Consider the following 20,959-nt stretch of genomic DNA (forward strand, 5'->3'; position numbering starts at 1 on the left):
ATAATTTTTTTAATTTCTTAAATCTGTATTGTTACTTATTTTCTTTTGAAACACAGACTGGAGAAATCATATTAATTTTAATAATTTTTTTAATTTCTTAAATCTGTATTGTTACTTATTTTCTTTTGAAACACAGACTGGAGAAATCATATTAATTTTAATAATTTTTTTAATTTCTTAAATCTGTATTGTTACTTATTTTCTTTTTAAACACGGATTGGAGAAATCATTTTAATTTTAATATTTTTTTTAATTTCTTAAATCTGTATTGTTACTTATTTTCTTTTGAAACACAGATTGGAGAAATTTTAATAATTTATATAATTTCTTCAATAAATGTTATTCTTTTTTTCAACACAAACTGAAGTGATTTTTTAGAATTCTTTAATTTCTTAAATCTGTGTTGTTAGAAAGTTTCTATCTAATTACTTCGTTAAAAACTGTAAATACTGTTTGGTGAAATTATATTCGAAAACCGCTTGTAATTGTTCTAATTCTTTTTGAATCATTTGGGTTTCGGATTGCAATAAATCGGTTGTTTTTTCTAAACCTTGTGCGAATCTGTTTTGACGAATTCGGTAAGCTTCTTGCGATTGTTCGAAAGCTAATTGTGATACATTCACTTTGTTCTCTGCATCTTTTAATTGGCGATTGGTTTTGTTTACTTCCAGCAGACTTTGTTTGGTGTATTGCTCTTTTTCTGCATCGGCTTTTTGAGATTCTGCTTTAGCTTTTTCAAATTTACCGATAGATTTATACCCATCGAAAACATTCCAAGACAATTGCGCACCAACAACATAGCCTTTTGCAGAAGTTCCTAATATATCTTTATCGTACATTTCATAGCTTCCGAAAGCGTTTAATCTTGGTAAGAATGTCATTTTTGATGCTTGTAGCATTTTCGCATACGCTTCCGAAGATTTTGTCATGGCCTGTATGTCTTTTCTATTTTCAGATAAATTCGCGTTTATGGCTTCTATGGAAATTGTGTTTTCTAAAGCTTCCGAAGGTTTGTAAATTTTGCCTTGTGTGTCTTCGTTTAATAAAAATCCTAAATAATCTGAAGCGTTTTGTATGTTACTTTTTGCATATTGTAATTGATTGGCGATTTCGTTTACTCGAACTTGCACGTTAAGTAAATCTGTTTTTTGCAACAAGCCTTGTTTGAAATAATTTTCGACTAATTTCAAATTGGCTTTTCCGGTAGTGTGGGCTTTTTCTAAAACAGTTACAGCTTTGTAGGCCAATTGCAATTGCATGTAGGCTTTCGAAACTTCTAACTCTAAATATTCTTTGGTGCGTTCGGTTTGTAGTTGAAACGCTTCCATTTTAGCTTTAGCGGCTTGTCTTCCGTAAATACCATCAACATTAATTAAAGGTTGTTGGATTTCGAATTTCGTAGCAAAATTTTGAGTTCTTGCGGGATCATTTAATAACGCGGGATTGAAATCAGAAGCGGTTAATATTTCCTGATTTAATTTCGAACCGAAAGCCATTAGCGGATTAGTAGTTGAAATTCCGGTGTGCGACACATTTATATTCGGCAAGAAAACTGCTTTCGATTGGTTGTAGTCTGCTTTCGCTGATTGAACATTTTTTTCAGCAATTTTCATTTGTAAATTATTCTCAGCAACTTTCTTTGAAATGTCATTTTTAGATATAGAAAGCGTGTCTTGCGTCCATCCAAAAACGGAGAATAATAAAGTGGTTATAAAAATCGGTTGTTTCATTTTTTTCATAATCTGATGAATTATGAAGCAAATTTAAACGCAACCGAAATGGTATACAGTTACAAATGTTACAGAGGTTGGATTTTTGTTAAAAGGAATTTACTCCCACCAACTTTTAATTGTCTCTTTGGTTTTACTTTTAGATTCAGTAATATCTAAACTATATGCTTTGCCTTTCAATGCTAAATCTATCCATCCTTTTTTATGATATTTTTCAGCAACTACAAATTCACCTGCTCCGATATCAAAACTACAATCAACACTTGGAACTCTATAATCGCCCCAATGGCATTTTTTTTCGATTTTATAATGGTACATTTTCCAACTTCCCACAAATGCATTGTTGAAATAACCATCAGAATGGATATTTATATTGTCGTATTGCATTTTATCATCTTTATCTAAAAACCATTTCGTTTCTAAAATTCCAGTAAAATAACCAGAATGTGATTGTAATTTATTTTCGAAAAATTCATATTTAGCGGTTAACAAACCTTGTGTTTTTATACCTGAATTTTTAAATTCGTCATCTACTCCAAAATGTTCCCTTTTCGATTCTTGAATTTTAAGAATTGTAATTTTACCAACAAATTCGCAAATATTTTCTTTGACACTTGATTTACCATAGACAAAATATTCATTTGGATTGTTGATATTTTTTTCGATTGTAAGCAACTTTATTAAAATTCTTTGATACTCATCACCGAGAATTCCGTATACCAAACTGTTCTCCGTTTCTAGCCATAATTTGGAAAAATCATATTTTAAAAATTCATCAATTTTATTGTTTGGAAGTAAATTTTCTTGATTCATTATATCTGTTTTACACAAATCTTGTGAAAAAGAACTTATTGATAAAAAGATGTATAAGAATAAAATTTTATATTTCATTTTTGCGAGATTCATTTACAACAACTCTATATACGCTCTATTCAATTTAATTTTTCCTTTGTTTTCTAGGGCTTTTAGAATTCTAGAAATTACTACTCTGGAAGTATGTAAATCGTAAGCAATTTCTTGATGTGTATTATGAATTTTATTGGATTTATTAATTTTAGCTTTTTCAAATAAGTAGTTTAACAAGCGTTCGTCCATGTTCATAAACGCCAAATGATCTATGGTAGTTAGCATTTCTTTCAAACGATTGTTGTAGCTGTTAAATACGAAATTTCGCCAAGTAGCATATTTGCTCAACCATTCGTTCATTTTAGCTACTGGAATTAAAATAACTTGTCCGTCGGTTTCGGCAATTGCACGAATTTCACTTTTAGCATTTCCTAAACAACATTGCATAGACATTGCACAAGTATCTCCTTTTTCTATAAAATATAAAAGCAATTCACCTTCATCAAAATCTTCTCGTAAAATTTTAATAGCGCCAGTTAAAATTAGCGGCATACTTTTTATATTTTCATTAAAGTCGATTATGATGTCGCCTTCTTTGAAATTATGAATCTTAGAAACTTCAGAAATTTCATTCAGTAAAGCTTCTTCGAAAATAAAATTATAGGTGTTTTGAAGTGTATTTTCCATGTTAGGAAATTTAGGTTTATTTCTTAGGCTAATTTAGTAAATTCAATAAGAAATAGGTGTTAAATAATAATTTTTAATTTCTTTTGATGCAGCCGAATGTTTGCTATTTAGAAAAAAAAGTCTTGGTAAACTGATGAAATACCTGGCTCAGAAACCAGAAAAACCAAATTTCATGAAGTACTAAAAATAAAAAAGGCGAAACTTTCGTTTCACCCTTTTTGCCCCAAATCTACCATAAAACTTAACCTACTAATTTTCTGGTGATGTAAAATTGAATAAATTAATTTCATCGGCAATAAAAACTTGTTAAAAAGTAAGAATACTCGTTAAAATACACTTTTTTAATAAGCGCGTTGTCCATTACCTTCGAAAAAATTAATAAAAGCAGTGTTAACTACTCTGTTTCCACCTGGAGTTGGATAGTCTCCCGTGAAATACCAATCTCCTAAGTTTTTCGGACAAGCTTTATGTAAATCTTCTACTTTTTGGAAAATAATTTTCACTTCAGCTTTTACTTCTTTTGAAGTTAACATTTCTGCCATTTTATCTGAAATTTGTTCATCTGAAAAAGGTGCATATATGGCTTTTACATGATTTACCACTTCTGTATCTTTTAACCCTTGTTGTGCTTTACATTTTTTATAAACTTCCTCAACAATATGATATTGATTGGTTTCTTTTAATAATTCTAACGTAGCTCTGAAAGCAATGAAACCTTCCATAGTACTCATATCGATACCGTAACAATCTGGATATCTAATTTGTGGTGCAGAAGAAACCACTACAATTTTTTTAGGATGTAATCGGTCTAAAATTTTTATAATACTTTTCTTCAATGTTGTTCCACGAACAATACTATCATCAATAATAACTAAATTATCAGTAGGTTTTACTACTCCGTAAGTGATATCATATACATGCGCCACCATTTCATCTCGACTACTATCTTCAGTAATAAAAGTACGAAGTTTAACATCTTTAATGGCGATTTTTTCGGTACGTACTTTTTCTTCTAAAATGGCATTTAATCCTTTTTCATCTAAAGTATTTCGTTGTGCAATAATATCTTTTACCTTTTGCTCGTCTAAATGTTTTTGAGCGGCTTCTGCCATTCCGTAAAAAGAAGTTTCAGCAGTATTCGGAATAAAAGAAAAAACAGAATTATGAATGTCATTATCAATTTCTTTTAATACACTTGGGAAAACATATTTACCTAATAATTTTCTTTCTTGATAAATTTCGGCATCGCTTCCGCGAGAAAAATAAATTCTTTCAAAAGAACAGGCTTTTTTTACACCAGCTTCTCTGATAGTTTCTAAAATTACATTTCCGTTTTTCTTAACGATGATGGCATCACCAGCTTCTAATTCTTTTACCGCATCAAACGCTACATTAAAAACGGTTTGAATGACTGGTCGTTCTGAAGCCACCACTACAATTTCATCGTCTTGATAATAATAAGCAGGACGAATTCCGTTCGGATCTCTCACTACAAAGGCATCCCCATGACCTAAAAGTCCGGCCATTGCATATCCGCCGTCAAAATTTTTAGATGCTCTTCTTAGAATTCTGGCAATATTTAGGCGTTCTGCAATTACTGGAGAAGCTTCTAATTTGGTTAAACCTTCATTTTTACAATCTAAGTATAAATCGGTAATTTCATCGTCTAAGAAATGACCAATTTTTTCCATAACCGTAACGGTATCAGCCATTAGTTTCGGATGTTGTCCTACATCTACTAAATCTTGAAACAACTCTTTTACATTGGTCATGTTGAAATTTCCTGCGACTAATAAATTTCGGTGCATCCAGTTGTTCTGACGTAAAAAGGGATGTACACTTTCTATACTGTTTTTTCCGAACGTACCATAGCGAACGTGTCCTAAAAACAATTCTCCTACATAAGGAATGTTTTCTTTTTGTAAAGCTACATTATCTTGGTATGATGGATTTTTGGCTAACTCATCTGAAATTCTTGTATTGATTTGCGTAAAAATATCCTGAATAGGTTGTGCTTGATTAGAGCGTATTCTACTGATATATCGCTGTCCAGGTTTCACATCTAATTTTATGCTGGCAAAACCAGCACCATCTTGTCCGCGATTGTGTTGTTTCTCCATTAAGAGATACATTTTTTCTACACCGTAAAAAGCGGTACCATATTTTTCTTTATAGTATTCTAATGGTTTTAATAATCTAAGTAAGGCAATTCCACATTCGTGTTTAATAGCGTCGCTCATAGTTGTTGTGTTGTTTATGCTGCATTTATTTCAGCATTTGTTTAGTGTGTATGTGTTTTTAATATTAAAAATGCCCCGAAAATTCGAGGCATAGTAGGTGCTTATAATTTGATGTCAAATTGTGTTAATGACTTAAATTGTTGTAAACGAGCGTAAACGTCTTCTTTGTTTAAATCCACCATTCTTTCTGTTCCGAATTTTTCCACACAGAAAGAAGCTAAGTTAGAACCGTGAATGATGGCATTTTTCATGCTTTCGAAAGAAGTATCTTCCGTTTGAGCAATGTAACCTGAGAAACCACCTGCGAAAGTATCTCCTGCTCCTGTTGGATCAAATACTTCTTCTAATGGTAACGCTGGTGCGAAGAAAACATCTTTATTATGGAAAATTAAAGCTCCATGTTCTCCTTTTTTAATAACTACATATTTTGGACCCATAGTATGGATTTTTGCAGCCGCTTTTACTAAAGAATACTCTCCAGATAATTGACGCGCTTCTTCATCATTAATAGTAATTACATCTACACGTTTAATTACCTCTAATAATTCTGGTAAAGCGCAATCCATCCAAAAATTCATAGTATCTAAAACTACCAATTTGGGTTGCGTAGTCATTTGATTTAAAACAGAAGCTTGAACCATTGGGTGTAAGTTTCCTAACATTACCACTGCTGCATCTTTATATGCTTGTGGAACAACTGGATTAAAATCTGCTAATACATTTAACTCAGTGGCTAAGGTATCACGAGAATTCATATCGTTATGGTATTTTCCACTCCAAAAGAATGTTTTTCCACCTTTTACGATTTCAATACCTTCGATATTTATATTTCTTTCTGTTAATAAATCTAAATGTTCTTGTGGGAAATCTTCACCTACAACAGATACAATTGCTGAATCTACATTAAAAAAAGACGCAGATAAACCGATATAGGTTGCTGCTCCGCCTAAAATTTTATCTGTTTTTCCAAAAGGGGTTTCAATGGCATCAAAAGCTACTGTTCCTACAATTAATAATTTGCTCATTTTCTTTGTTTTAAATAAGCCGCAAAGATAGCTATTCCGTTTGAAGTTTAAAAATTGTTACAATAATTTTAAGCATAAAAAAAATCTCGATTCCGAAAACTATCAGAATCGAGATTTAATCTTTATTGTACTTATCTTATTTAATTACTTTTCTTGTTACAGTATTTCCTGAAATAAAAGTAATTTTTACAAATAAAGCCTGATTTCTATTTGCAATTGAAGAAATCGTTAGTCCTTTATTTTTAACATTTGAATTGTTGTATACGTTTCTTCCTAATACATCAAACACATCAACAGTTGCGATTTCTTGAGAAGCAGAAATTTTCAATTCTTCATTTTGAGTAATTACGATCACATTTTCATCTAAAACAGCTGTGTCATTAGATAAAGTATTTCGGAAAACTACTTTAAATCTGTTATTATCCACACCTTCTTGAGTAGTAAACACGTAAGGTGCTTGTTTGATATCGTGAATCGTATTCGTTGTGTTATCTTTAATATAAACATTTTGAGAACCGAACAATCCATCTACATTTTCTAATGAAATCGAATAAGTACCTGATGAAGTTGCTTTTAATCCTAAAGCAATTTCGTCTGAATCATCGAAAGGCAATCCTTTACCTTGAATTACATATTCTTTATCATCAATTACGCTGTATAACATCGTTTTTGAATCATCTGGAACGCTTCCATCAATTCCAAAATCGAAACCAGAAGTTGCACCTTCCATATAACCAAATAAAACCTGATTGTGTTTTTCATTTTCTTTATTTAAACTTAACCAGATACGGTGTTTTTCTGTTTCAATGTTATTTGTTGTTTCTTCAGATGTTCTAAAAAATTGAGTCGATGCAGAGGCATTTTCTCTATGTGCATTGGTAAATCTCATTGTACCAAATTCTAAACCTCTTACAAAGAATCCTTGTCCAACCTGAATGATTCCATTTGGAACTTGACCGCCAGAAACTGAAGCTGTACCACCCATTAAAGTATAAGCTGAATAGTTATTTTGTGGATATGTTCCGCCTGAAGCTGCAACAGTATTATTCCAGAAATATAAGGCACCTATCATCGTTGGATTGTCGTTCATTATTTTAGTGGCATTAATAGGAGAAGCATAAGGATTACCTAGTAAATTAAATCCTCTAGCTATACTTACTGAAACATCACCATTATATGGCACACCTGTAAACTGGCCGTTGTAAACTGTTGAAGTGGTTGGCCAGTTATTTGCAGTTCTAATCATATAACCTTTACCTCTAGCGAAATTTGAAGTAGCCGTAACTGACTGATAAGCTGTTGGTGTAGTATTCCCTCCATAAAAATACTCATAAAAACGTGTTGGAAGAGTATTTGGAGAGAACGCTTGCAATTGCTGATTTGCAACTGGAGAAGACCAAGCTGTATAATCTAAGCGAACCATTCCTGTAGAATTTCTTCTTACAATAATATTTCCTGTATTAACCGCATTACCATCTATTTGACGTAAGGCTGCATTATTATTTAATATTAAACTTCCTGTTCCGTTAGCTGTTACACTTCCGCCTACAATTAACGTATGACCCGCATTGAAAGTAACTGTTGCTCCTGTATTTATAGTAACTGAACAAGCTTCTAAATTGGCTGTAGAATTAAAATTACCAGCAAAAACTGCAGCTACGTTTCTATTGGGTACACCATTAGACCAAGTTGTACCGTTCCAAGTTGAAGTTGTTGTACCACACACTCCTGCTGTAGGTGTAATTTGAGTATAACAAATTGTAAACGTAAAACTGTTTAATGTACCATTTCTAGTAGCAACTACGTCTGCAACTCTAAAAAGCCATGTTCCATTAGCATTTTCACCATTTAATACTCCTAGATCTCCAACCGGACGCATCGTACCAAAATTATCAGTTGCACCACAAGCTGCTGGATTAGCAGAATTGGAATCAAACGTTCCATTTAAATTAGCGATTGCATTACCACAACCCCCTTGATTAAACAGAGAAACAAAAGTATTTGCAGGACTATTAACAGCTACTACTAACTCATTACGTCTAGCATGAGTAATATTAGAAGTAACATTAACATCCGTAATAATAGCGTCTAACGGAATATTAATAGCAAAATTTTGGTAAGCTAAAGGTGTTTGAGTCGTAATTGCATTGCCTGCAGTTAAGGTTCTTGTAAAATCTTGACAAACCTGTGTTACTGTAAATCCAATGGCAAAATTTTGAGTATTTATAGCGTAAAAATTATTCGCGGTAGGCTCAATTAAAATTCTACAAAATGGAGCATCAACATCTGGTATAGTTACAACTTGCGTTCCATCATTAGGAGTATTAGATAAAATTGTAATAGGATACGTTAATCCACCATCTGTAGACAATTTAATGTTTACGTTGGCTGCACCAGCCATTAAATTAGTATTATTTACTGACCAAGTTATAGTTTGAGTAGAAAGAGGAGCGTAACTAATACCTGTAGTATTTTGAGAAGTTATTAAAAACGGACCTCTAGTTGCATCAAAAGTAACAGCTGTATTTACACTTTCATTATTTCCTCCGCCTAATTTATTATCTCTAACTGTCAGTCTAAAGTTCATGGTTCTTCCCACATTTGGTACTACTTCCCATTTATTACCTGTTAAACCATTTCTAACGTGGTCTACCAATCTAGGAAAAAATCTAGTTCCTGAGTTAGAAGGCAAAAACGATCTGAAATTGGGACCTGCTGTATCAGAACCAACTGGAATACAATCCGCATCACCAGCTGGATTTGTACCCGATTGACTACAAAGATTACCAGCTCCAGAAGCATCATCAACTTGCTCCCAACTATAAGATAAAATATCACTTGAATTGGCATCTGTAGCAGTACCTACTAATTTAAAAGCTGTACCTATAGGCAAAGTTAAGGTTGCAGGTGCAGAAGGAACTGGAACTGCATTTGCAATAACAAATTCTGTATCACAAGTTTTAGTTTTTACATTATTTGTAATTTGCTGAATTGTTCCTGCATGAAATACTCCAATAGAATTATTGGCTACATCGGTATTTGCACCAGTAATCCCAGCATAAGCCATAATAGTAACGCCAGAACCTGGTTCCATATTTACAGGGTTATCTTCAACAGATGTAGTAAATGTATGATTACCACCAAACTGATGTCCATATTCATGTGCCACATAGTCTATATCAAAAGTATCGCCTTGAGGTAAACCAGCAGACGGAGAAGTATATCCACTTCCTTTTTGTCTTTGGTTATTTGCAGTAGGATTCACACAAACACAACCAATACAACCAGCATTTCCTCCACCGCCAGAAGCACCAAATAAGTGACCAATATCATAAACGGCATTATTTGCTGCTAAAGTCGTACCAACTCCTGTTAAATTGGCATTTAAATTATTTTGCAATTCTAAATTCCAAGCCCCACCAGCACCTGTAGCTCCATCAGAATATGGATCTGTTGCTGGATTATAATAAATCACATTGGTACTTTGATTAATGATTTGCATGGTAACATTGAAATCTTGCTCATAAATAGCATTTACCCTAGTTAAAGTGGCGTTATATTGTGCTAAAACTAAATTAACCTGAGCAGCTGAAGTAGCTCCAAAAGCATTAGAATATTCTGCTGTACAAGATTGCGCTAAATCAAAACGTCTAAGTACAGAATCGTCTGCATTGTTTAAAATAACATTATCAGTCTTTTCAATATCTGGACCAAACTGCTTTACATCGTCTTTAGTAAAACAATTAAATTTACCTTTTGAACCTGAAGTAAAAGCTCTATCATAAACGATAAATTTCTTATAATCCATAGAAAAAGGATCAATGATATAAGTGGTTTCATCAGTTGCAGAACGAATAGTAGCGCTAATTCCACTTTCTTCAGATAAACTAAAACGGATAACATTTGAAGGATTTCTTATATCATTTCCAGCAAAAGAACGAATGTTTGGGAAACGAGCTTGTAAGACCTCATCAAAAGAGGAAGCCTCAACAATACGATAATCTACAAGTTCACCGTTTGGTAAAGGCAAAGATACAACTACATTAGAAACACCATTAAAAGTGTATCTATTAGGAACATTTCTTAATTGATTTTGGAATGCTTGATAGTTGAATTCGAATATAGAAAATTGAAGCGGTAAATTAGGTTTTCTGGAGACTTCATTGAAATTAATATCAGAATTATCTACCAATGTCCAACTCTCATTTTTTTGAGCAAAAGTTATTGCACAGAAAAAAACAAAAAAAAGTAATTTTTTTTTCATTAGTTTTTAATTTGGGGGTTAAGTTCTCAAAATTATAATATTATTTGATAATAACAAAAAAAGAGTGATAAAAATCACTCTTTTTAACTATTTTAATTAAATATAAATAATTAATAGATGGTTTTAATAATTTGTTTGATCCCGTTATCAAGTGTTATTTCAATCAACAATGTGGTATTTCGTTTGCTAACTGGCACAATAAAATTACTTGAATTAACTTTGTCTTTTTCATATAATTTTCTTCCTAAAACATCATAAATAGTCACTTTTGCAACCTTACTGCTTTGACTTTTTATGCTTAAATCTTCATTTGAAACGACTACTATATTATTATTTGAGTTAAATGTAGCATTTGATAAAACAGCTTCATTTGTATATCTAATTACAAATCTGTCTATTATAGCGCCTTTAGTTGCCATAAATGAATAAGGTGCGGTTCTTAAATCATAAATCACATTTAACAACTTATCTTCTAAATAAATATTTTGATTTGTATTTGTAAACAAACCATCAACCGCCGCTATACCTATTTTGTATAAGCCATCTTGAGGTATATTCACACCAATTTTTACTTTGTCGTTTTCATTAAATGGAAGTGATTTCCCTTGAATAAGCATTTTTTCATCTTCTATTAAAGAGAAAATATTGAACGCTAGTTTTTCATTAGAAAAAGCATCAAATAACCTGTCTTTATCATTTGTTGCGTTTTCTATATATCCTATCATTGCTCTAGTACTTGAACCAGAAGAAGCAATTAAATCAATCCAAATTCTATTTCTTTCTAAGCTAATAGTTTGATTTTCTACTGAATTTGAATTTCTAAAAAACTGGCTGTTATTATAAACTCTATTTCTAAGTGAATTATTAAAAATTAAGTTTTCAGTTGTAGCTGCTGTACCATGTAACATCGAAACAAAAAATCCTTGACCACCGGCAATAGAACCATTAAACATACCTGGACCACTTGATGCTCCCGATGCATTATAAGTGATGTAATCGCCAGGTGTATAATTATAATCATAATTATTATAAAATGGATCTGCAATTGCGGTAGAAGGTAATGTCCCGTGTGTCCAAATATTAACAAAACCTGCGATGTTGGTATTTAAAGTTAAAAAGTCTATGGCGTTAATAGCTGATGGATACGGATTACCTACTAAATTCCAGTTATCATCTTCGTCTGTTCCTAATGTTGTAGAAACTCCAGTAGAATAAGTACCACCATTCCAAGTTCCTCTGCTAATTGGTATAGATATTAATCCATTGTTAGGAATACCTGTAAAAGTAGCTGTATAATTCGCTAAAGTAGATATAGAATAATTATTAGGACCTCTTATTGCATACCCTTTTCCTAGAACCATTGTTTCGTTGGCAAAAGACCAGTTTCCAAACCCATTGGTGTTTGAACTTATTGTTGGGGTCCAAAACAACTGCAAATTTAAAGAGGTTGCTGGAGATATCGCAGCACTAGAAAAACCTGCAACAGGAGAAGACCAATACACATAATCATATCTTCTAATATTAGTAGTTCTGTTGTAATTTATATTTCCAGAATTTACAGCTGCATCATTAATTTGTACTAATGAACCATCACTTAATACATCTAAATTTCCGTTATTAGTTATACCGTTTTGAACTTCCACATAACCTCCTGATGAAATAGTTAAAGATCTTGCGGCATTTACCGTTAGACTACAACAACTAAAATTTCCATTCGTTCCAGTAACATATGTACCATCAATTATTACTGGTCTGGTAATTGTTGGAGCGCCACCTATCCAAGCAGTTCCATTCCAAATTGACGGGTTGTTATCTGTGATTTTTACAGCATTTGTAGCCGAATAACAAGTAGCTGTATTTTCTCTTATTTGACAGTAATACTGATAATTTAAAACTCCAGAAATAGAAGAAATACTTAAAGAAGCAGTTGTTGCACCGCTGTAAATTCCACCATCTGAAACAGCTGTCCATGAAGCATTTCCAGGTGCTGCAAAAAACCATTGATAAGCTAAAGGATTTCCACCTGCAAAACCTTCTGTACCTGCTGTACTTAAAACTACTGAAGTAGCTCCACATGATGATGAATAATTTGGCTGAGTAGTTACAGTTGGAGGTGTACTTCCTGTAGGTAAAATTAAACCAGCACTTGGGTAACAAACGCCTGGGCCAAGAGGAATAGTATTCCAATCTGCTGCTACGAAAGTAGTTCTAGCATTCAACGCACCTGAATTTCTTACCATGTAATAACCTGGACCTGTAACATATGTTTGCACATCATCGATAACAACTGAGCCAGTTGCATTTCTTAATTGTATACCATCATTCTGATTAAAACCACCATCAATTGTTCCGTTTGTTGATGCTGGTCCGCAACTAGCTACAGATACCTTTAATATACCTAATGCACCAGGAGCAATTGTGCCTGTTAAATTCGCATAATCAGTATAAGTAACACCATAATCTCCCGCTCTCCAAATACTATAATTGGTTAAATCTACTGTACTAGCTGTTCCATTGTATAATGTAATAAAACCGCCAGAACCTGTTTGCTCGTCGTGAATATCGTAAATAATTAAATCTGTAGTTACTGCAGAGACCCCTTCACAAGAAGAAGTATCATTAGTAATTATTGTAAAACTATTGTTAACAGCACATGGTTGACTATCTGAAACTGTTAACAATCCTGTAATTGCACCAGATGGGATAACTGCCACAATGGTTGATCCGTCATTAGAAAGAATTGTAGCATTAATACCTGAAAAGGTTACAGTTGCACCAGTTAAATTTGTTCCATTAATTGTAACTTCAGTTCCTACAGGTCCTGAAGTTGGAGTAAATGAAGAAACAGTATGTGAAGGAACACATGCATTAATTACTTGAACCGTATAATCTTCAGTAGAACCATATGTAAATGTCCCACAAGGTGAAACGGCTGCAGAAGTAGCTGCCTCCGTTTGAACAATTCGCATTCTATAATTGCCAATAGGCTGTCCTGCAGGAACATTGATAATAAAATTTTGTATTACATTAGTATCTGTAGCTGTCATTGCTATGTCTGCAGTACCAATTGTTTCATTGGCGTCTAAAAAATCTCCATCATTATTCCAATCGATCCAAACTCCTCCGGCGCCATCAAATTGAGCACCATCACTACAATCTCCAAACTCAACTGCTACAGTGTAAGTTCCGCCTACTTGCAAATCAGCACTTAAGGCTGTAAAATTATTTACACCTGTTGTACAAACATTTGTTGTATTATTTGAAATCGTAGAAGAAAATCCTACTAAAGTTACATTTTCAATTTCAGAATCTAAACTTGAAGTTGCGCCTGAAGCACAGTATGCCAAAGTAGGAGTACAAGAAACTTCTGTACCATTACTCCAATTTAAATCGTTTCTAGTAAAAATTTTGAAAACATATGTCGTCCCATTCGTTAGACCTGTAACAGTTACTGAAGTTCCAGTTCCTTTAAAAACTGTAAATCCTCCATCAAATGCGGTTCCAGAACCGAAAATTGAATTGTCTGTATAAGCACCACCGTTTCCTACTGGGGTAGCTGTTGAAAAGGCACTGTTTGTTGCAAACACTAAAACATTATCGCTACAGCCTAATGGAGCAGTCCAACTAATTGTAGCTGTTCCGTTTTCACAAACTGAAGTCACCGCGCCAGTCACATTATTTGGAATCGCACTTTGTATTGTGTGTGTCCCACTTGCAAATGCTGTACCTGATTTATTTCCTAATACAAATGTTAAATCGGCAGTAGTAATGGCATCAACAACAATGGTATTGCCTGCTGTTGAAGAACAAGGAATATCGGTAGTAATAAAGAAATATCCTGTACTACCATTAGTAATTAATCTTGTAAAACCTGTAAAGGTATGTGCGCCAATCCCTAGAGCCGCTGTTTCATTATCTAAAGTAATGTCTAATGTGCTGTTAAAAGTAGCATCAGTAGAATACCACAATTTAAAATTGGTGATATTTGAAGCTGCATAAATGCCAGAAGTATTAAATACCACTGAATTTAAAGTAGCATCTGCATTTGTTACGGCTAAGTTAAAAGCATAAATAACGTTATTTATTGTTCCTTGTGTGATGTTAGACGCCGCAGTAGCCGGATTCGAAGAACTTAATACTATATTTGGAGTAGCAAATCCAGTTCCGATTAAAGCAAAATTGTATGGGTTTTCATTGGAGTCATTATTCATAATTACTATCTCTGCATTGTGAGTTCCTACAATTGTCGGATCAAATGTTACTTGGAATGTAGTAGAACCACCAGCAGCAACAGTTCCTGAAGGCGGAGTTGTTAGCGTGAAATTTGCAGCGTGAGTTCCAGTAAATGAAATAGCACCAATTGTTAAATCTGCTGTTCCTATGTTTTGAATCGTGAAGGTTTTTACGATCGTTCCGCCTGCAATATCTGCAGAACCGAAATTAGTATCGTCACCAACAATTGGTGTAACATCTCCATCAAGAATAGTAACCGAATTTCCTTGAACATTTATTTCTGGCATTGGTGGTGCACATGAGTTAGAATGTGTTCCTAAATCTGCAATGTAATCTGTAGCAAAACCTGTCCATTCTGTTACTGGATTAAATGCATCGGCACCATTAATATCTCCTGCTTGAACTGCAAAATTTCTGATTATGGTATTATCTGCTGTGGATTGATTTCCCGCACCCCATTCAGTACCCGGATCATTTCCAATTTGACCAATAACATCAATGTTTACCCCTGATTTTCTTAACGCAATAGCATCATCACCATTAAAAGTTAAGACTAAACTAGCTGTTGTTTGGTTTGCTACTGCTAAAATTGCAGCAGAAGCACTTGAATTACTAACAACATGTGTTCCATAAGCAGGAATGGTTCCTGTTAACGCAAATGTTCCAGTTACAGTTGCACTTCCATTACTATAATAAACTAAATCGTAAGTAGCTAAATTAATTGGAGCTGCGGTTGGATTATAAATTTCAATCGCTTTATTATTACTACTTCCTTCTATATATTCCGATATAAATAAATCTCCACAATTCACTACCAATGCTGTGGCTTCTGCTCTAATGGCAAAATCATAGCTAGATTCGTTGCTATCATTATTTGTAATAGTGACTACATCATTAAAAACACCAACTAAAGCACTATTAAAAGTGATCGTAAAAGTTGTAGAACTTCCTGCTGTAATTGTCGCAGGTAACGTAATTCCACTAACCGCAAAAACCGACCCTGTTGTTAAAGCAACATTTGAAACAGTTAAATTAGCTGTTCCTATATTTTGAATCGTAAAAGTTTTAGTAATATTTGTTGAAACAGTTGTACTACCAAAGTTGGTATCGTCTGCTAATATTGGTGTAACATCGCCATCTACAATTGAAGTACCATTTCCTTGTACATTAATTTCTGGAGCTGTAACAGTTAAAACTCCATTTACATTAGTTGTACCATTCCAAAAACCGCCGTTATAACCACCATATCTAAAAGCTCCTATTCCTAACTGAAATCTTGAGGCATAATAATAGGTTCCTGCTGGTAAAGTGGAACCAATTTCTGCTTGATATTCATCATTATTTCCTGATTGTACATTAAATGTAGCCGGTACCCAAGTCCAGCCTCCACCACTTGGGTCTGTATTTGCTGTGCTATATCCTATCTCAGCCAAAATCCCTGCGCCTTGTCCGGCAGCTTCTGTAACTCCGGGTTCGTAAACTTGTGCAAATACGGTAAAATTACCACCTGAAACAATAGTTCCATTGGCTGGAAATTGAACATTTGCATAATCTACCACAGACGGATTAACCGTTAACACACCACTTGTTTGTGTAGTTCCATTCCAAAAACCATTTGGAAAACCACCATAACGGAAAGGCCCACCATTTAATTGAAAACGTGAGGCATAATAATAAGTACCTGGCGCTAAACCAGCACCTAAAGCAGTAGTAAATTCATCATTATTTCCAACCTGCGTGTTGAATGTAGCTGGTAACCATGTCCAACCAGCACCACTTGGGTCTGTATTTGTTGTGCTATATCCTATCTCAGCCAGAATCCCTGCGCCTTGTCCCGTAGCTTCTGTAACTCCGGGTTCGTAAACTTGTGCAAAAACTGAAACCGTTCCGCCTTCAATAATAGTTGCAGCTGAAGGAAATTGTAAATTACAGTAGTCTACGGCGTCATTAGAAACTGTCCATGACACATTCACATCATCTATTGCTAAACCGTGATCATTACCCGTATGGTCAGGATCTAGCCATCTTAACATTATGTAATCTCCTGATGCAAGATTTAATGATGGAATAGCAGTTGAAGGAATAACAACTCTATTTACAGCTAAATTTCCGTTTAATGAACTAGCAGCTGCAGAGTTTTGTGGACTAATAAAATTTAAAACTGTTACTGCTGTCCATCCTGTATTATTGTTTGGAGTTAGAGCCGTAATCGGACTTGATGAAATTCTATACCAAAATGTAATAGATTGAGATGTTACATTTTCCCTTCTCCATTGTTCTCCCGTGTATGCAACAGATAAGTTCGTAACAGTTGTACCAGATGTATTTCTAAGTAATAAACCATGAGCAAAACTACCAGCAGCGGCGTTTCCAGAACCAATTGAGCCTAAAGCTCTTTCCAAAGACACTACCCCTTCACCAAAACTATATAAATTTCCAGTAGCTGTAGTCCCTGTATTTGCTGCATAGGTAGTCCCTGTTCCTGTTCTTTGCGAATACCAACTTGCAATGGTACTATCGTCAACCCATGGGACAGCGGTTCCTGCATTTGTTAAAGTATTAAAATCTTGAGTGTAATTACCAGTAGCGGTAATATTAACCTGCCCCCAACTCAAAAAAGAGCATAAAAAGGCAGCTAAAAATAAGGTAAATTTTGTAATGTAGTTGTTTTTCATTTCAAAGGGGGTTTTATTATGCTTGCATAGTATTTTTCATAAAAACACTAAGAAAATTAATAATCTTTCTTTATTTTTACTATTCCTTTGTGTTTTTTAAACAAAGGGCATCAAATTTACGCAAAAATATAATTTTAACCTTATTTTTGTAAAATATTTACATGAATAAATTGTTAACAAATTGGAAACGCCCAAAAACACTGAACATACTACAAATGAGGTAATTAGTAAATTGGAATATTTTTGTTCTTATCAAGACCGTTGTCATAAAGAAGTGGAACAAAAACTCAAAAATTTCATGTTAATTCCAGAAGTAAAAGAGAAAATTATTGTACATCTTATCGAAAACAAATATATCGATGAAGAACGGTTTGCTAAAAGTTTTACACGTGGTAAACACAATTATAAAGGTTGGGGAAAAGTTAGAATTATTCAAGAATTAAAATTCAGAGAAATCTCTAAAAGAAATATAGATTTGGCCTTGTTAGAATTGCCTTTTGAACTATATCTTCAAAATTTTCATGCGCTTGCCGAAAAAAACTGGGAAAGCAGCAAAGAACGAAAAGGACAAAAAAAGAATAAAAAATTCGTTGATTTCTTACTCAGAAAAGGCTATGAAACTAATTTAATCTTCGAAAAACTAAGAGAATTAGACAAGTAAAAAATTAGACATTTGCTCCATTTTCAATATGCCAAAGATAAAAACCAATTGGCGAATTGACACATTAAAATATTGGCACATTAATTTCCTATCTTTGCAAAAATTAAAATTCGATGTTAGAAAATAAAGATCAAAAAAGAACCAGTTTGGCCAGTTTAGGTGAATTCGGATTAATTGAACATTTAACCAAACATTTTCAAATTAATCAAGAAAGCACACTTAAAAGTATTGGTGACGATGCGGCTGTTTTAGATTTTAAAGATAAGAAAGTAGTAGTTTCCACAGATTTATTGGTAGAAGGCGTGCATTTTGATTTAAGCTACATGCCTTTAAAACATTTAGGTTACAAAGCGATCGTAACTAATGTTTCTGATATTTGTGCGATGAATGCAGTGCCAACTCAGGTTACCGTTTCTGTTGCCGTTTCGAATCGTTTTCCTTTAGAAGCTTTGGAAGAACTTTTTGCAGGAATTACTTTAGCAGCTAACACCTATAACGTAGATGTAATTGGTGGCGATACGACTTCTTCTCAGAAAGGATTAATCATAAGTATTACAGCAATTGGTGAAGCAAATTTGGATGAAATCGCATACAGAAGTGGCGCACAACAAACGGATTTATTAGTAGTTTCGGGCGATTTGGGTGCTGCTTACATGGGCTTACAAGTTTTAGAAAGAGAAAAACAAGTCTTTCAAGTGAACCCGAACAACCAACCTGTTTTAGACGATTACACCTATTTAATTGAACGTCAATTGAAGCCTGAAGCCAGAAATGACGTAAAAGAATTACTAGAAAAATTAGAAATTAAACCGACTGCTATGATTGATATTTCGGATGGTTTGTCCTCTGAAATCATGCACATCTGCAAACAAAGTAAATTAGGTTGTAATTTATATGAAGAAAAAATTCCGGTGGATCCACAATTGATAAATGTTTGTGAAGAATTTAATGTAGACATCACTACAATTGCTTTAAACGGTGGTGAAGATTACGAATTGCTTTTCACGATAAAAATGGACGATTTCGAAAAAATAAAACACAATCCTAACTTCACTATTATCGGTCACATGGTCGCAGAAAGTGAAGGCATGCATTTAGTGACTCGTGCCAACACTAAAATAGAATTAAAAGCTAGAGGTTGGAACAGTTTATTGGAAGAACAAGAATAAATCAATTTTGTCATACTGAAAGTGTTTCAGTATCTAAAAAAAGACCTGAATGATTTCTAAAATCCGTCAGGTCTTTTTTAATTGGTTACAATCTAAAATTCACTGCTAAAATAATTCTGTTTTCATTTTTTACCAAATCGGCTTTCCATGTTGGGTCTACTATATCATTTGAAAATCCGGTTTGTGATGTTGTTCCACCGCTTCCAGTGAAATACGGAATACTTGCATTTCTGTAAGCATATTCAATTCGGAACGTTACGAAATCGCTTGGCATAAAATCTAAAGTCGCGCTTAACTGTTTCATGTTTAATTTTTCTCCATTTGAAATTGCCACTTCATAATCGTTTGGAACATTTCCAGATTGCGCTGGATTGAAAGATAAATAACCTCCAGGATTGGTTACATAATCGAAACGAGTGGTCAATCCAATTTTGTTATTGTTAAACCATAAGCGGTTCACAAAAGAAGTTCCAGCCATAAAATTATCTTTAGCTTTTACACCATCGCCTTGCTGAAAACCATAGTGGTTGTTTAGACTAAAAGCGGCTTGAGACAACCCTCTTTTTTTGTTTTCAGGTTTAAAATATCGGTACACGATACTATTATCATGATGAAAACGAGTAATGTTAGATAATTCTGGCGTACCACTTTTACTGTCTTTTCCGTAGTAAAAATTCGCTACTAATTGAAGGTTTTCATTTGGTCGGTAATAATTAGAATTTCCAACTCCAGGATGTTTGCTCCAACTGTTGTACGATTGCCATCCGTTTAAAATCCATAGCTCTGTTTTGTAGTTTTTAGTTGGATAATATTGTACCCTTGCTCCTTGAAAATAAAATGGGGTAAAATCACAAACCATACTTCGTTGGTAACTCCAATTTTCTTGCGTTAAATAACTTTCCAAGCCAATATAACTCATGAAAATTCCCATTTCTACATTCAAACCATAATTTACATCAAAATGATAACCTGCTGCGGCTTCTCTTATGAATTTTAAGTTTCCGGTACTTGTATTTCTTCCTCTAGTTACAGAGCCGTCGGTTTCTTGAATGATGTTTATCATACTTCCAGTTTGCAACCACAAACGACCAATCGTATTTTTATAATTCGATTCAATTCCGATACTTGCTAAAGCCAAACTGAACTCGTTACTTCTTGCGGTAACCGCTGAAATAGTTTGTGTATTGTCTTTGGGTTGCGCAAAATTGTAATTGAAATGTCCGTCTAAATACACTACTCCAGTTAAAATGGTTTCGCCCGATTTATCTTTTAAAACTAATGGGAAATCTTTTTGACGATTTTGTCCGTTGATCCAAGTCGTATTGTAGTTTTCAAACGGAATCTTCTTTTGTATAGAATCCGTATTGGTTTGAGCATTTGAAAAGATTGACACGAAAAGCATCAAAGTAAAAATTATATTTTGTTTCAT

Annotated in this window: 10 protein-coding genes; 2 read left to right on the top strand and 8 right to left on the bottom strand. The window is 33.7% G+C overall.

The window, feature by feature from the left end:
- Window positions 1–425 precede the first annotated feature (425 nt).
- The 7 genes from G4D72_RS11140 to G4D72_RS11170 all read right to left on the bottom strand — a co-directional run bounded on the left by G4D72_RS11140 (window position 426) and on the right by G4D72_RS11170 (window position 17,700).
- Window positions 426–1,730: a TolC family protein gene (locus G4D72_RS11140; RefSeq protein ID WP_166077936.1), complete on the bottom strand. Its 1,305-nt coding sequence runs from the start codon at window positions 1,728–1,730 to the stop codon at window positions 426–428.
- A 99-nt stretch (window positions 1,731–1,829) separates the two neighbouring features.
- Entirely contained in the window at window positions 1,830–2,543 is a 714-nt protein-coding gene (locus tag G4D72_RS11145) for a hypothetical protein (RefSeq protein ID WP_207784908.1), read from the bottom strand.
- 93 nt (window positions 2,544–2,636) lie between these two features.
- On the bottom strand, window positions 2,637–3,263 hold the full coding sequence (locus G4D72_RS11150) for a Crp/Fnr family transcriptional regulator (protein WP_166077788.1): 627 nt from the start codon (window positions 3,261–3,263) through the stop codon (window positions 2,637–2,639).
- Window positions 3,264–3,604: 341 nt separating this feature from the next.
- A complete protein-coding gene (locus G4D72_RS11155; RefSeq protein ID WP_166077789.1) occupies window positions 3,605–5,503 on the bottom strand; it encodes an amidophosphoribosyltransferase in 1,899 nt (632 codons plus the stop codon).
- 101 nt (window positions 5,504–5,604) lie between these two features.
- Window positions 5,605–6,528 carry a PfkB family carbohydrate kinase gene (locus G4D72_RS11160; protein ID WP_166077790.1) on the bottom strand — a complete coding sequence of 308 codons (924 nt, stop codon included), beginning with the start codon at window positions 6,526–6,528 and terminating at the stop codon, window positions 5,605–5,607.
- Window positions 6,529–6,664: 136 nt separating this feature from the next.
- The gene (locus G4D72_RS11165; protein ID WP_166077791.1) at window positions 6,665–10,792 is read right to left on the bottom strand and encodes a reprolysin-like metallopeptidase; all 4,128 of its coding nucleotides are present in this window, start codon (window positions 10,790–10,792) and stop codon (window positions 6,665–6,667) included.
- 110 nt (window positions 10,793–10,902) lie between these two features.
- Window positions 10,903–17,700 (bottom strand): choice-of-anchor D domain-containing protein, encoded by a 6,798-nt coding sequence (locus tag G4D72_RS11170; protein WP_166077792.1) that lies wholly within the window; start codon window positions 17,698–17,700, stop codon window positions 10,903–10,905.
- Between the two features lie 181 nt (window positions 17,701–17,881).
- Here G4D72_RS11170 and G4D72_RS11175 point away from each other — a divergent pair, with 181 nt between their 5' ends.
- Both G4D72_RS11175 and thiL read left to right on the top strand, forming a co-directional pair.
- Window positions 17,882–18,361: a regulatory protein RecX gene (locus G4D72_RS11175; protein WP_235922498.1), complete on the top strand. Its 480-nt coding sequence runs from the start codon at window positions 17,882–17,884 to the stop codon at window positions 18,359–18,361.
- A 113-nt stretch (window positions 18,362–18,474) separates the two neighbouring features.
- Window positions 18,475–19,530: a thiamine-phosphate kinase gene (gene thiL, locus G4D72_RS11180; RefSeq protein WP_166077793.1), complete on the top strand. Its 1,056-nt coding sequence runs from the start codon at window positions 18,475–18,477 to the stop codon at window positions 19,528–19,530.
- A gap of 85 nt (window positions 19,531–19,615) precedes the next feature.
- Here the strand turns inward: thiL and G4D72_RS11185 are convergent, their stop codons facing one another.
- Window positions 19,616–20,959, bottom strand: coding sequence for an outer membrane beta-barrel protein (locus G4D72_RS11185; RefSeq protein WP_166077794.1), 1,344 nt, complete (start codon window positions 20,957–20,959; stop codon window positions 19,616–19,618).

Source organism: Flavobacterium difficile, from assembly GCF_011392115.1.
GTDB classification, from domain to species: domain Bacteria; phylum Bacteroidota; class Bacteroidia; order Flavobacteriales; family Flavobacteriaceae; genus Flavobacterium; species Flavobacterium difficile.

What these genes read in the sequence shown, in the direction of transcription:
- G4D72_RS11170 (WP_166077792.1), bottom strand. Translation starts at nt 17,700, where the DNA reads ATGAAAAACAACTACATTACAAAATTTACCTTATTTTTAGCTGCCTTT.
- G4D72_RS11150 (WP_166077788.1), bottom strand. Translation starts at nt 3,263, where the DNA reads ATGGAAAATACACTTCAAAACACCTATAATTTTATTTTCGAAGAAGCT.
- G4D72_RS11140 (WP_166077936.1), bottom strand. Translation starts at nt 1,730, where the DNA reads ATGAAACAACCGATTTTTATAACCACTTTATTATTCTCCGTTTTTGGA.
- G4D72_RS11165 (WP_166077791.1), bottom strand. Translation starts at nt 10,792, where the DNA reads ATGAAAAAAAAATTACTTTTTTTTGTTTTTTTCTGTGCAATAACTTTT.
- G4D72_RS11145 (WP_207784908.1), bottom strand. Translation starts at nt 2,543, where the DNA reads ATGAATCAAGAAAATTTACTTCCAAACAATAAAATTGATGAATTTTTA.
- thiL (WP_166077793.1), top strand. Translation starts at nt 18,475, where the DNA reads ATGTTAGAAAATAAAGATCAAAAAAGAACCAGTTTGGCCAGTTTAGGT.
- G4D72_RS11160 (WP_166077790.1), bottom strand. Translation starts at nt 6,528, where the DNA reads ATGAGCAAATTATTAATTGTAGGAACAGTAGCTTTTGATGCCATTGAA.
- G4D72_RS11185 (WP_166077794.1), bottom strand. Translation starts at nt 20,959, where the DNA reads ATGAAACAAAATATAATTTTTACTTTGATGCTTTTCGTGTCAATCTTT.
- G4D72_RS11155 (WP_166077789.1), bottom strand. Translation starts at nt 5,503, where the DNA reads ATGAGCGACGCTATTAAACACGAATGTGGAATTGCCTTACTTAGATTA.